Annotated in this window: 11 protein-coding genes; 6 read left to right on the top strand and 5 right to left on the bottom strand. The window is 72.5% G+C overall.

Features of this window, described 5'->3' with window-relative positions; all coding sequences use genetic code 11:
• Nucleotides 1–149 precede the first annotated feature (149 nt).
• Nucleotides 150–959: an Ig-like domain-containing protein gene (locus OG276_RS04320; RefSeq protein ID WP_266902889.1), complete on the bottom strand. Its 810-nt coding sequence runs from the start codon at nucleotides 957–959 to the stop codon at nucleotides 150–152.
• Between the two features lie 188 nt (nucleotides 960–1147).
• Between OG276_RS04320 and OG276_RS04315 the strand changes: the two genes are divergently transcribed.
• From OG276_RS04315 to OG276_RS04305, 3 genes are read left to right on the top strand one after another with little or no spacing between them, the layout of a single operon-like run.
• Nucleotides 1148–3172, top strand: coding sequence for an FAD-dependent oxidoreductase (locus tag OG276_RS04315; protein WP_266902887.1), 2025 nt, complete (start codon nucleotides 1148–1150; stop codon nucleotides 3170–3172).
• Between the two features lie 58 nt (nucleotides 3173–3230).
• Nucleotides 3231–3647: a PaaI family thioesterase gene (locus tag OG276_RS04310; protein ID WP_266902885.1), complete on the top strand. Its 417-nt coding sequence runs from the start codon at nucleotides 3231–3233 to the stop codon at nucleotides 3645–3647.
• Nucleotides 3644–4945: an MFS transporter gene (locus OG276_RS04305; RefSeq protein ID WP_266902883.1), complete on the top strand. Its 1302-nt coding sequence runs from the start codon at nucleotides 3644–3646 to the stop codon at nucleotides 4943–4945. The genes OG276_RS04310 and OG276_RS04305 overlap by 4 nt, the downstream gene beginning before the upstream one ends.
• 27 nt (nucleotides 4946–4972) lie before the next feature.
• Here OG276_RS04305 and OG276_RS04300 read toward each other — a convergent pair whose 3' ends face one another.
• Nucleotides 4973–5785, bottom strand: coding sequence for a DeoR/GlpR family DNA-binding transcription regulator (locus tag OG276_RS04300; protein ID WP_266902881.1), 813 nt, complete (start codon nucleotides 5783–5785; stop codon nucleotides 4973–4975).
• Nucleotides 5786–5912: 127 nt separating this feature from the next.
• On the opposite strand from OG276_RS04300, the gene galT reads away from it, so the two are divergent.
• The 3 genes from galT to OG276_RS04285 all read left to right on the top strand — a co-directional run bounded on the left by galT (nucleotide 5913) and on the right by OG276_RS04285 (nucleotide 9177).
• Entirely contained in the window at nucleotides 5913–6986 is a 1074-nt protein-coding gene (galT, locus tag OG276_RS04295) for a galactose-1-phosphate uridylyltransferase (RefSeq protein WP_266902879.1), read from the top strand.
• Nucleotides 6983–8149, top strand: coding sequence for a galactokinase (galK, locus tag OG276_RS04290; protein ID WP_266902878.1), 1167 nt, complete (start codon nucleotides 6983–6985; stop codon nucleotides 8147–8149). Before galT ends, galK begins: the two co-directional genes overlap by 4 nt.
• A 185-nt stretch (nucleotides 8150–8334) precedes the next feature.
• The gene (locus OG276_RS04285) at nucleotides 8335–9177 is read left to right on the top strand and encodes an alkaline phosphatase family protein (RefSeq protein WP_323182308.1); all 843 of its coding nucleotides are present in this window, start codon (nucleotides 8335–8337) and stop codon (nucleotides 9175–9177) included.
• Nucleotides 9178–9250: 73 nt separating this feature from the next.
• Here OG276_RS04285 and OG276_RS04280 read toward each other — a convergent pair whose 3' ends face one another.
• From OG276_RS04280 to OG276_RS04270, 3 genes are all read right to left on the bottom strand, one after another.
• Complete coding sequence (locus tag OG276_RS04280; RefSeq protein WP_266902877.1) at nucleotides 9251–10435, bottom strand: cytochrome P450; 1185 nt, start codon at nucleotides 10433–10435, stop codon at nucleotides 9251–9253.
• A complete protein-coding gene (locus tag OG276_RS04275) occupies nucleotides 10425–11132 on the bottom strand; it encodes a tRNA-dependent cyclodipeptide synthase (protein WP_266902876.1) in 708 nt (235 codons plus the stop codon). The genes OG276_RS04280 and OG276_RS04275 overlap by 11 nt, the downstream gene beginning before the upstream one ends.
• A gap of 257 nt (nucleotides 11133–11389) precedes the next feature.
• Entirely contained in the window at nucleotides 11390–13018 is a 1629-nt protein-coding gene (locus OG276_RS04270) for a carboxylesterase/lipase family protein (protein ID WP_266902875.1), read from the bottom strand.
• Nucleotides 13019–13068: the final 50 nt, after the last annotated feature.

The raw sequence follows: 13068 nt of genomic DNA, 5'->3' as shown, positions 1-13068 counted from the left end.
TGGAGTTGCCGCCGACCGGCCCCACCCCGCGGTACGTCCGGGCTGGATGCCGTTCGGCTCCGAGTCGCGCCCGAACAGCCTCTGGCGGCGACCAGGAGCAGCGCGAGCGGTACGCACACGACCGGGCGGGCTCCGGCGCGCCGTCGGGCTCAGCTCTTGGAGGCGCCCAGGGTGCTGCCCCGCAGCCATTCGTCCCAGCTCAGGTTCCAGTCGCCGTAGCCGTTGCCGAAGTGGTCCATGGGCTTGCCGGTCGTGCCCGTCACCTCGATGACGTCGCCGCCGCTGACCGGGATGGTCCGCAGGGGCGTGCCGTCCTTGACCACCGTGAGCGTGTGCGCGGCGAGGTCCACCTTGCTGACCATCGCGGGGCCCACCCGGAAGGTCAGCCTGCGGTTTCCGGCGGCGGTGCGGTCGTCCAGCTTCACTCCCGCGAGCCTGGCGTCGAGGGTCACCTCGGTGCCCGCCGGCCAGTACTCCCGCGGCCGGAAGTGGAGGTGCGTGTCCCCCTTGGCCTCCGCCCAGTGCCAGGCGCCGACGACCCCGGTGGAGGTCTTGATCTCCATGCGGCCCTCGATGCCGGCCCGGAGCGCGGGGTCCACCTTCTGGCCCTTGAAGGCCAGGGAGACGGGCTGGCCGATGCCGACCGTCGTGCCGTGCGCGGGGGCGATCGCCGGGCGCACCTGGCGGGGCGGGTTCCGCAGGAGCCGGGCCTCGGGCGCGGGGGAGCGGGTCGGGTCGGGGGCGGGCCCGGGCGCGGTCGACGGTGGGGAGGCGGCCGTGTCCACGGGGTCCACGGCGTCCGCCGCGGCCTTGCGGCCGAGCCGGTCGGTGTCGGACTCGGCGATGGCGCAGCCGGCGAGGAGCACCGTGGCCGCGGCGCCGGCAAGGGCCGCGCGCAGAGCGGGGGCGCCGTGGCGCATGCGGGCGGCACGGCGCTCGGGGGCGGGGAATGCGGGCATCCCCCCATCCTTCGCGATCACCCCGGCCGTGAACTGCGCCACAGGTCCCGCCGGTGAAGGCCCTTGGCCCTGGGAATCGGCGGATCTCCGGGGCGCGGGGTTCCGCACTCGGTTGTGCACCTAGTTGCATAATAAGCGCCCGCTCAGCTAGAACAGGTTCATCACCCCCGCGCGAGGAGGCGCCCCTCATGAGTCCCCAGAGCCGGTACCCGCACCTGCTGAGCCCCCTGGACCTCGGCTTCACCACCCTGCCGAACCGCGTGATCATGGGCTCCATGCACACCGGCCTCGAAGAGCACGAGCGGGGCTTCGAGCGCCTCGCCGCCTTCTACGCCGAGCGTGCCCGCGGCGGCGCCGGCCTGATCGTGACGGGCGGCATAGCCCCGAACGACGCCGGCCGGCCCTTCGAGGGAGGCGCCCGCCTCACCACCGAGGAGGAGGCCGCCGAGCACCGGGTGGTCACCGACGCGGTGCACGCCGAGGGCGGGAAGATCGCGATGCAGATCCTCCACTTCGGCCGCTACGCCTACCACAAGGACCTGGTCGCCCCCAGCGCCCTCCAGGCTCCCATCAGCCCCTTCGTCCCGAACGCGCTCACCGACGCCGAAGTCGAGCGCACCATCGAGGACTTCGTCCGCGCCGCCCGCCTCGCCAAGCTGGCCGGCTACGACGGCGTCGAGATCATGGGCTCCGAGGGCTACCTGGTCAACGAGTTCATCGCCGCCGCCACCAACAAGCGCACCGACCGCTGGGGCGGCGCCTACGAGAACCGCGTGCGCTTCCCGCTGGAGATCGTCCGGCGCACCCGCGCGGCCGTCGGCGAGGAGTTCATCCTCGTCTACCGCCTCTCGATGCTCGACCTCATCCCCGGCGGCTCCACCCTCGACGAGGTCGTCCACCTCGCCAAGGAGATCGAGGCGGCCGGCGCCACCATCATCAACACCGGCATCGGCTGGCACGAGGCCCGCATCCCCACCATCGCCACCTCGGTCCCGCGCGGCGCCTACACCTGGGTCACCAAGCGGCTGATGGGCGCGGTCTCCGTCCCCCTCGTCACCAGCAACCGCATCAACACCCCGGAGATCGCCGAGGAGTTGCTCGCCGACGGCCGCGCCGACCTGGTCTCGCTCGCCCGCCCCTTCCTCGCCGACGCCGACTTCGTCGCCAAGGCCGCCGCCGGCCGCTCCGAGACCATCAACACCTGCATCGGCTGCAACCAGGCCTGCCTGGACCACACCTTCAGCGGCAAGCTCACCACCTGCCTGGTCAACCCGCGCGCCTGCAACGAGACGGAACTCATCCTGTCTCCGACCCAGTTGAAGAAGCGCGTCGCCGTCGTCGGAGCCGGCCCGGCCGGCCTGGCCTGCGCCGTCTCCGCCGCCGGACGCGGCCACGCCGTCACCCTCTACGAAGCCTCCGGCCACATCGGCGGCCAGCTCGACATCGCCCGCCGCATCCCCGGCAAGGAGGAGTTCGAGGAGACCATCCGCTACTACGGCACCCAGCTCGCCGAGCACGCGGTCGAGGTCAAGCTGAACACCCGCGCCGACGTCGAGACCCTGCGCGGCTACGACGAGGTCGTCGTCGCCACCGGCGTCACCCCCCGCATCCCGGACATCGAGGGCGTCGACGGCCCCAACGTCGTCAGCTACCTCGACGTCCTGCGCGACGGCGCCCCCGTCGGGCAGCGCGTCGCCGTCCTCGGCGCCGGCGGAATCGGCTTCGACGTCGCCGAGTTCCTCACCGACAGCGGCGAAGGCGCCTCGCAGGACCCCGAGGTCTACTTCCGCCACTGGGGCGTGGACACCGCCTACACCGGCCCCGGCGGCCTCACCGCTCCCGAGCGCCCCGTCCCGCCGCGCCAGGTCCACCTGCTCCAGCGCAAGACCACCAAGGTCGGCTCCGGGCTCGGCACCACCACCGGCTGGATCCACCGGGCGGAACTCAAGCACCGCGGTGTCGTCTCCGTCGCGGGGGCCGCGTACGACCGGATCGACGGCGAGGGCCTGCACATCACGGTGGAGGGCGAGCAGCGCCTCGTACCCGCCGACACGGTGGTCCTGTGCACCGGCCAGGAACCGCGCCGCGACCTGTACGAGGCCCTGCGCGCGGCCGGCATCGAGGCGCACCTGATCGGCGGCGCCGACGTGGCCGCCGAACTGGACGCCAAGCGGGCCATCCGCCAGGGCACGGAACTGGCCGCCACCCTCTGAGGCGCGCCTGGCGCAAAGGGAGTTGTGGCGGCCCGGGCCGGGCCGCCACAATCACCCGGTGACGACGCTGACACCGGCAGACGCGGACAAGATCCTCCACGACAACTTCGCCCCCTGGGTGCTCGCCCTCGGACTCACCGTCCAGGAGACCGGCGAACGGCACGCCGTACTGCGGCTGCCCTGGTCCGACACCCTCGCCCGCGACGGCGGGGGCCTCAGCGGCCAGGCCCTGATGGCCGCCGCGGACACCGCCACCGTCATCGCGATCTCCGCCGCGCGCGGGGCCTACGGCCCGATGACCACCGTCCAGCAGTCCACCAGCTTCCAGCGGCCGGTGGTCGGCGCCGATGTGCTGATCGACGTACGGGTCACCAAACTCGGCAAGCGGATGGCCTTCGCCGACATCACCATGACGCCCGAGGGCGCCGAAGAACCGGCCGCGAAGGCCTCCACCGTCTACGCCCTGCTGGGATGACGGGCCAACGTCCCGGACTGATCCACAACCGCTCCTTCACCGTCTTCTGGCTCGGCCAGGCCCTGTCGGTGCTCGGCGGCTCGGTATCGATGCTCGCCCTGCCGCTGCTCGTCCTCGACGCCACCGGATCCCTGGTCGAGCTGGGCCTGATCACGGCCCTCTCCGGGGTCTTCGCCATCGCCACGGGAACCTTCGCGGGCCATGTGGTGGACCGGGTCGACCGCCGCCGCCTGATGATCGGCTGCGATCTCGCGCGGGCGGTGCTGCTGGGCTCCGTACCGCTGGTGTGGTCCTTCGCCGGCCCGCAGATCTGGCTGCTGTACGTCCTGACCGCGCTGGTCACCGTACTGAAGACGCTCTTCGACGTGGCCTACGTGAGCGCCGTGCCCTCCCTGGTCGAACCGGGCGACCTGGCCGCCGCCAACGGACGGCTGATGGGCACCTTCGCCCTCGGCACCCTCCTCGGCCCGATCGTGGCGGGCCTGCTCGTCGCCGGGGTCGGCGGATCCTGGGCGCTGGCCCTGGACGGGGCGACCTTCCTCGTCTCGGCGGTCAGCCTGCGCTGGGTGCGTTTCGGTGCCCGGGGGAATGATGCGACTCCCCGGCCGGAGGCGAAGACCTCCCTGCGCGCGGTGTTCGTGGTCGGCTTCCGCTTCCTGTGGGCGCACGCCCTGCTGCGCCCGCTGACCGTCCTGCTGACCCTCCTCACCTTCGTCACGGTCGGTGCCACCGACCTGCTGATCTTCCGCCTCCGGGACGACCTCGAGCGCGCCCCGGCGACCGTCGGCTACGTGATGGCCGTGAGCGGCATCGGCGTCGTGTGCGCCTCCTTCGCGGCCGGGCCGCTGCGCCGGATCCTCGGCTTCGGCCCGTGCTGGCTCGGCGCGGTCGCGCTGATCGGCGTGGCGGTGGCGGGCATCGGGGCCAGCAGCAGCGTGCCCGTGATCGCGGCGATGGCCGCCCTCTTCATGTTCGGGCTGACGTTGGGCGGCATCAGCTCCATGACCCTGCGTCAGGAAGTCACCCCGGACCACCTGCTCGGGCGGGTCACCTCCGCCTTCTGGACGGTCCACAACGCCTCGGGCCCGCTGGGAGCCGCCGCGCTGACCGCCCTGGCAGCCCGGCACGGGGTCCCGTCGACGAGCCTGGCCGCGGGAGCCCTCTGCCTCCTGATAGCCGCCGCGGGCCTCCTGACCCCACTCCGCTCCGCCCGCCCGAACCCGCCGGTGCCGGTGGAGCCCCGGCGGCGTTCGTGGTCACACTCGGCTCGACCCGAAGCATCCAGAGGGGAGAAGTGAGGAGCGCGTCGGCGCCCGAGCGGTGGCTCAGTCCCGCTGCTCGCCCGCGACGAGGAGTTCGCCCACCTCATCCGTGAGCGCGGCGCGGGCGGGGGCGGGCAGGCCGGCGTCGGTGATGAACCAGTCGGCCTGGTGGAGCGCGGCGAAGCCGCTGAGGCCCACCACGCCCCATTTGCTGTGGTCCGCCACGACGGCGACCCGGCGTGCCGAGGCGACCAGGGCCCGGTTGGTCTGGGCCTCCATGAGGTTCGGGGTGGTCAGCCCGGAGCCCTGCGCCACCCCGTGCGCGCCGAGGAAGAGCAGGTCCACGTGGAGGGAGGCGATCGCCTGGTCGGCGAGCGGTCCGACGAGGGCGGCCGAGGGGGTGGGGGAGCCGCCGGTGAGCAGCAGGGTGGGGGCTTCGGCCCCGCGGCCCAGGGCGTCGGCCCACACCAGCTGCGCCACCGGGAGGGAGTTGGTGACGATCGTGAGCCGCGGTACCCCGAGGAGCCGGGCGGCGACGGCGTGCGCGGTGGTGCCGCCCGAGACGGCGACCACGCTGCCCGGCTCCACCAGGGTCGCGGCCGTGTCCGCGATGGCGGCCTTGGCGTCGCCCTCCAGGTCCGACTTGGCCTCGAACCCCGGCTCGTGCCCGCTCGCCCCGGCCGGGGCGACGGCTCCGCCGTGGACCTTCTCCACGACCCCGCGCCGTGCGAGGGCGTCCAGGTCCCGGCGGACGGTCATGTCCGAGACGCCGAGCTGACCGACCAGGTCCGCCACCCGCACCGCACCCTCGCGCCGGACCGCGTCCAGGATGAGAGCACGTCGCTGGTGGGCCAGTTGGGCAGCCTGCTCGGCCACGGGTCGCTCCAGGGAATCGGCGAAACCGGTCAGAAGGCAGCAAGATAACACGGCAATGTTGTTGGAGTCTGAGGGAAAGATCGGCGTGGGCTGGTGGAAAATGTTGGAGAGTGTTTATTCTCGGCGGGTGAAGAAGACCCTCGCGAAACTCGCGGACGGCCGCGAACTGATCTACTTCGACGCCGGCGAAGGTGCCGTGCGCGAAGCGCCCGACCTGCGCCCGCTCGATCCGGTGGACAGCCGCCCGGAACTGCGGCGCGACGAGGCCACCGGTGACTGGATCACCATCGCCTCGCACCGCCAGAACCGGATCTACCACCCGCCCGCCGGCGAATGCCCGCTCTGCCCCTCCCGGGACGGCCGGCTCAGCGAGATCCCCGCCGCCGACTACGAGGTGGCCGTCTTCGAGAACCGCTTCCCCTCCCTCGCGGGCGAGGCCGGACGCTGCGAAGTCGTCTGCTTCACCCCCGACCACGACGCCGGATTCGCCGACCTCACCCCGGCCGCCGCACGCCTGGTGCTGGACGCGTGGACCGACCGCACCGCGGATCTCTCCGCCCTCCCCGGAGTCGAGCAGGTGTACTGCTTCGAGAACCGGGGAGCCGAGATCGGGGTGACCCTCGCCCATCCGCACGGCCAGATCTACGCCTTCCCCTTCGTCACGCCGCGCACCGCCAAGATGACGGCCGCCGCGGCGGCGCACCGCGCCGCCACCGGCCGCAACCTCTTCGAGGACCTGCTGGCCACGGCCCGCGCCGCCACCGAGCGGGTGGTGACGGCAGGGGAGCACTGGACCGCCTTCGTGCCCTACGCCGCCCGCTGGCCGTACGAGGTCCACCTCTACCCGAACCGCCGGGTCCCCGACCTGACCTGCCTCACCGAAGCCGAGCGTGCCGAGTTCCCCGGCCTCTACCTCGACTTGCTGCGCCGCTTCGACCGGCTGTTCCCCGTACCGGATCAGGAGTCGGAGACGGAGGCGGAGCGGCCGCAGGGGCCTGCCCCCACCCCGTACATCTCCGCGTGGCACCAGGCTCCCCGCACCGGCGGGGAGGAACTGGCCCTGCACTTGGAGCTGTTCACCATCCGCAGGACCCCCGACAAGCTCAAGTTCCTCGCCGGGACGGAGTCCGGGGCGGAAGCCTTCATCAACGACGTGGCCCCCGAGACCGCGGCACGACGACTGCGGGAGGCCCTCGCGTGAACCGGAACGAGCGGGCCGCGAGCACCTTCACGAAGCTCTACGGAGGCTCTCCCGACGGGATCTGGGCGGCGCCCGGCCGGGTCAACCTGATCGGTGAACACACCGACTACAACGACGGGTTCGCCCTCCCCATCGCCCTCCCGCACACCACCCTGCTCGCCGCCCGCGCCCGTACGGACGGGCGACTGCGGCTGCACAGCGCACAGGGCGACGGCCGGACCATCGAACTGGCCGTGGCCGCCCTGGCCCCCGGAGCCGTGCCGGGCTGGGCCGCGTACCCGGCCGGTGCGGTCTGGGCCCTCGCCGAGGCGGGACACCCCGTCGGGGGCGCGGACCTCCACTTCGACAGCACGGTCCCCACCGGCGCGGGCCTCTCCTCCTCCGCCGCGCTGGAGTGCGTGGTCGCCGTCGCCTACGACGAGCTGCACGGCCTCGGGCTGCCCGGGCCCGAACTGGCCCGGATCGCCCAGCGGGCGGAGAACGCCTTCGCCGGCGTGCCCTGCGGGATCATGGACCAGATGGCCTCCGTGTGCTGCACCACCGGGGCCGCCCTCCACCTCGACGCCCGCACCCCGGAGCTGCACCGGCAGGTGCCCTTCGACCTCCCGGGGCAGGGACTCGGACTGCTCGTGATCGACACCCGGGTCTCCCACGACCTGGGCGACGGGGCGTACGCGGCCCTGCGCGCGGGCTGTGAACGGGCGGCCGGGCTGCTCGGCCTGCGCGCCCTGCGGGACCTGCCCGCCGGAGACCTCGCGGCGGCGCTGGACGACCTCCCGGTGGAACTCGTCCCGCTGGTCCGCCACGTGGTGACCGAGAACGGCCGGGTCGCCGAAGCCGTCGCCCGGCTCCGGGCGGACGACGCGGCCGCCCTCGGCCCGATCCTCACCGCCGGTCACGCGTCGCTCCGCGACGACTACCGGGTCTCCTGCCCGGAGACCGACCTCGCCGTGGCGGCCGCGCTGGACGCCGGGGCCCTCGGCGCCCGGATGACGGGAGGCGGCTTCGGCGGCTCCGTCATCGCGCTGGTGGAGGCGGGGCGCGAGGACGCGGTGGGCGACCACGTCACGGCGGCCTTCGGCGCGGCGGGCCACCGGCTCCCGCGGCTCCTCACCGTCACCCCGGCGGAGGGCGCGCACCGCCTGCAGGCGGGGGCTCCGTAGGCCGCCGACTCGCCCTGTGGGCCGCGGGGCCGCAGGGCCGCGGGGCCATAGGCCCGTAGGTCCACAGCCCCGTAGGCCCGTTGGCCCGTAGGCGCAAGGGACACCAGGCCGGCCCCGCGCCCACGCGCACCCACCCGCCCATCCACCCATCCACCCATCCACCCACGGACACTCTGGACGCTTCCATGCCCACTCAACACGTCCTGGTCGTCGGCATCGACGGCGTACGGCTCGACCTGCTGGCCGAGCTGGACACCCCCCACCTCGACGAGATGGCCGGCGAGGGCTTCCTGGCCCCCGTCGAGATCGACGAGGCCACGCCGACGATGTCCGGGCCCTGCTGGGCCACCATCGCCACCGGGGTCACCGTGGCCAAGCACGGGGTCTGGGGCAACCGTCTCGACGGCAACCGGCTCGACGTCTTCCCCGACTTCACCACCCGTCTGGCACTCGAATGCGGCCGGCGGACCTTCGCCGCCGGCGGCTGGGCCCCCCTCTTCCTCGCCCAGCAGGGCGGCCCGCTCTTCACCGCACCCAGCCGGCTCGCCTTCATCGCTCCCCGCGCGGACACGCCGGAGGGCTGGGAAGAGGTCGACGAGGCCGTGACGGCCGAAGCGGCGCGCGTCCTGGGCTCCGGAGAAGACCTCGACGCCTCCTTCGTCTACCTCGGAGCCGTCGACGAGACCGCCCACTTCCTCGGCTGCGGCCCGGAGTACCGCCGGGCGATCGAGACGGCGGACCAGCGCCTGGGCCGGCTGCTCAAGGCGGTCCGCGACCGTCCCGGCCACCCCGGGGAGCAGTGGACGGTCATCGTGGTGACCGACCACGGCCACCGCGACGAAGGGGGCCACGGAGGGCGCAGCGAGCTGGAGCGCACCGCCTGGGTGGCGGCGAGCGGTCCCGGCCTGGTCGCGGGCGCGACCCCGCCGGCGGTCCGGCACACCGATGTCGCCGCCCATGTGTACGCGGCGCTGGGCATCGGCCTGGATCCCCACTGGACCCTGGACGGCGCCCCCTTCACCGCGTGACGCGGTACGGTCCGCCACGGCGAGCGGCCCCGCCCGGAGTTCCGGGCGGGGCCGCTCGTCCACTACGGTCCTGCTACCAGAGGACGGGGAGCCGCTCCGGGAGCCGCTTCATGAACCGGGTGCGCCAGACGAGCTGGTCGACCGGCACGGCGAGCTGGAGGCGGGGCATCTTCTCCAGGAGCACCTCGATGGCGATCTCGGCGTGCCGCTTGCCGAGCGCGGTGGCGGGGCAGTAGTGCTGTCCACCGCCGAAGGAGAGGTGGGTGCCCGCGTTCTCCCGGTCGATGTCGACGACGTGGGGGTCGGTGAACACGGCCGCGTCGGTGTTGGCGGCCTCGACCAGGACGAGGAGGAGCTCCCCCTTCTTCACCTCGACGTCCCCGAGGGTGAGGTCTTCGAGGGCGAGACGGGGCAGGCCGTCGGCGATCGAGAGGTTGACCCGCAGGAGTTCGTCCACGGCGCCCGGGATCTTCTCCGGCGACTTCCGCAACTGCTCCCACACGTCCGGGTTCTGGAGCAGGGAGAAGACCGCCATCGTCAGGAAGCCCATGGTGGAGATGACCCCGGCGCCGAACAGGGTGACCCCGACCGTGGCGAGCATCTCGTCGGTGAGGTGCGCGTACTGGGGGTCCGTGCGCAGGGCCGCAAGCTCGGAGACGAGCCCGGTGGTGGCGGGGTCGTCGAGGCGCTCGACCATATAAGCCATGTCCCGGTCCCAGTTGAGCTTGGCACCGGTGACGGGGCAGGCCGAGTTCATGAACGCGATGTCGAGGCTGGACGCCAGGCGCGGGGCGTCGGCCTGCGGGATGCCGAGGATGCGGCAATGCAGGTTCTCGGCGTACGGGTTGGTGAACTGGCTGCGCAGGTCGACCGGCGCCCCGTGGGTGAGGAGGCCGTCGACGAGTTCGGAGGCGTGGCCGCGCATCCAGTCGGTGAGGCCGTCGGTCTTGGGGTTGATCGCCTTCAGCACGGCCTTGCGCAGGCCTGCGCCGGTGATGTTGCCCATGTTGTTGACGACCTCGGGCGGGATCGTCAGCGCGTACTGGCGGGGCACGCCGGGCGCGGAGGTGTCCTTCAGGCTGAACCGGGGATCTTCGAGGACCTGCTTGCACAGTTCGTACGAGGACACGAGCCAGGCCTCGTCACCGGCGATCGTGCGCACCCGCTTGACCGGCTCGTCACGCAACGCCTCTACCTCGTGCGGGAGTTGGTCACCACGTGCGGAGAACGGGAAGTCGAGGAGGGTCTCAGTGGACATCGGTTGATCCTTCGGCGGGGGTGATGACGGCGTGGCCCTGGTTGCGGGAGGCGCGCAGACCGGAGCCGCGCGAGTAGAGCAGTTCCGCCATCGGCAGGAGCTGGTGGTAGCAGTTCAGGGAGGACGGCACCCCGAGAATGGCCGGGGTGTCGAGGAAGAGCGGCGCTTCGGCGCAGACGTACTCCAGGCAGACCTCGCGCTGCCGGGTGGTGGCGGTCTTGCCGCCCAGCACCTTGGAGGAGAGGAACGAGTCGACCAGGGAATTGCAGGTGCTGCGGAATTCCGGGTCGCTGTCGAGCAGGTTGTACAGGTGGCTGTGGAGCCTGCGGTAGGCGGGGATGTCGGTGAGGGCCGACATGGGGCGGGCGCGCAGGCGCTCGCCGCTGGGGTCGGCCTCGGCCGCCGCGTTGTTGACCTTGGCGCGGACGCCGCGCAGGTTCTTGACCGCCTTGCGCCGGGCTTCGTCGGCGTCGTAGCCGAGGGCCTCGTACATCTCGGCCACGTGCAGGTCGGTGTAGATGATGTCCACCTGCGCGAAGTTGCGCAGGCCCCACTGGGCGAGGTCGAGGACACGCTGGGCGGAGAAGTAGCTGTTCCCGGGCGAGATGCCGATCACGGCATGATCGCCTTCGGTGTGGATCACCTGGCAGTGCGGGGTGAACGGCCTGACTGTGAAGACTTCGGTCGCTGTCGTCAACAGGTGTCGGGTCCTTCGCGCCGCAAGTCCCGTGGGGCCCTGTGCCCCGGGTGTGGCGGCGACGTGACGGAAAGCTACCGGATCCTCACGTGCGGACCTATGCCTTCCGGCCGGTAACTCACCTGGTGGACACCACCGTTGCCCGAGGCGACGAGCGTGGCCCCTGCCGGCAGCCCGACGAGATGCCCGCGGCCCCGGGCCCGCGCCACCTGCAGGGGGTCACCGGCCCCGCGCCGGCGACCCCCTCGATCGGACGGTCAGCGCCCTGCCGGATGGTGCAGGCGCCGCCAGTAACCCGCGAGGTCGTCCACGGCGTTGGTGACCGAGTCGAAGGCCATCGTCGTGCGGGTGTCCTGTTCGTAGCGGCCCCATTGCGGCATGGGGTGGTGATGGGGGGCGCCGGTGCGGATGAAGGAGATCCAGGCCGTGTGCATCGTCGAGGCGAGGCCGTCACGGACCCTGGGATTCAGCCCCGCCAGGAAGGGAGCCTGCGACCACTTGTCGAAGTTGTCGAACACGAACGGCAGCTCCAGGCAGTGCGCCGCCGCGAGTTGACCGCCGTGCGCGGGCGTCGGAAGGTTGAACTGGTAGGCCCAGACCGGACGTCCCCGGGCCGCTCGCCGTTCGGCCAGCGCCACGGCGGGCATGCGGAACAGTTCGTCGGTGATCAGGTCCATCAGTACGTCCACGGGACGGGCGCCGGGCCGGGCCTCTTCGTACGCCGTGTACGCCTGCTCCGCCCGGTTTCCGAAGGTGTCCCGCGCCCGGGCGACCACCTGCTCCCTGGTCGAGGCGGCGTACGGCTCGCTCAGCGCGAAGGCGAAGTTGGCCTCCTCCCTGGTCCAGCCGATCAGGACGTCGATGTCCGCCCCGGCTCCGCCGAGCAGCAGGTCGGCGGGGTCGCGGTCCAGCGTGACCCCGTCGAGCACCGGCAGGAACGGGGTCGACCAGTAACCCCACCGTCCGGTGCGCCCGAACATCTCGAAGGTGGCGGCGATCAGGCGTGGCCAGGGCACGGCCCGCAGCTCCGTCACGTTCCTGACCTTCAGGACGTCGAGGAAGGAGGCGGTGCGTTCGAGGGATTCGCTGCGCGTGGGGATCTTCAGTCCGAGCGGCGGGCTCTGCAGGATGGCGCGCCGGAACAGGGGGCGGCGCTTGGGCCGGACACCGGCCAGCGCCGCGACCGACAGCGCGCCGCCGGACTGGCCGGCGAGGGTGATGTCGTCGGGGTCGCCGCCGAACGCGGCGATGTTGTCCCGTACCCAGCGCAGCGCGGCGAGCTGGTCGGTGAGCCAGAAGTTCCCCCCGGCGCCGTCCTCGCCGAAGTAGAGGTAACCCAACGGACCGAGGCGGTAATTGAGGGTCACGACGACGAGGTCCCCGTCGCGCGAGAAGGTTTCGCCGGAGTAGCCCGGCATCGATCCGGATCCGGAGATGAAGCCGCCGCCGTGGATCCACACCATGACCGGCCGCTTGGCGTCGTCGGCTCCGGGTGTCCAGACGTTGAGGGTGAGGCAGTCCTCGTCGAAGGGGGGCGAGCCATGGGTGCCGAGCACCTGGTCGCCACCCTCCCGGTACGGCTGCGGGGCGCTCGGACCGAAGGCGGTCGCGTCGCGCGTTCCCTGCCAGCCGGGGTGGGGCTGGGCCGGCCGCCATCGCAGGGCGCCGACCGGCGGTGCCGCGTAGGGCACGCCCTTGAACGCGGCGAGGCCCCCTTCGGTGCTGCCGCGCAGCCGCCCCGAAGGCAGTTCCACGACGGGTGAGGGCTCGGCCGTGCGCGGGGCGGCCTGCGCCGCGCGCCCGCCCGCCGCCCCGGAGAGCAGTGCGGTGCCCGCCAACACCCCGCTGTTCTTGAGGACTTTGCGCCGTGATGGATCGTCGGTCATGGTGCTTCACTCCCTGACTGATCGGGTGCCCGTCGCCGAAATTTCTATAG

The sequence above is a fragment of the Streptomyces sp. NBC_00086 genome (genome assembly GCF_026343255.1).
Classification (GTDB): Bacteria; Actinomycetota; Actinomycetes; order Streptomycetales; family Streptomycetaceae; genus Streptomyces.
Note: the sequence above shows the minus strand (reverse complement) of the source record. Positions and strands in the feature narration are given on the sequence as shown.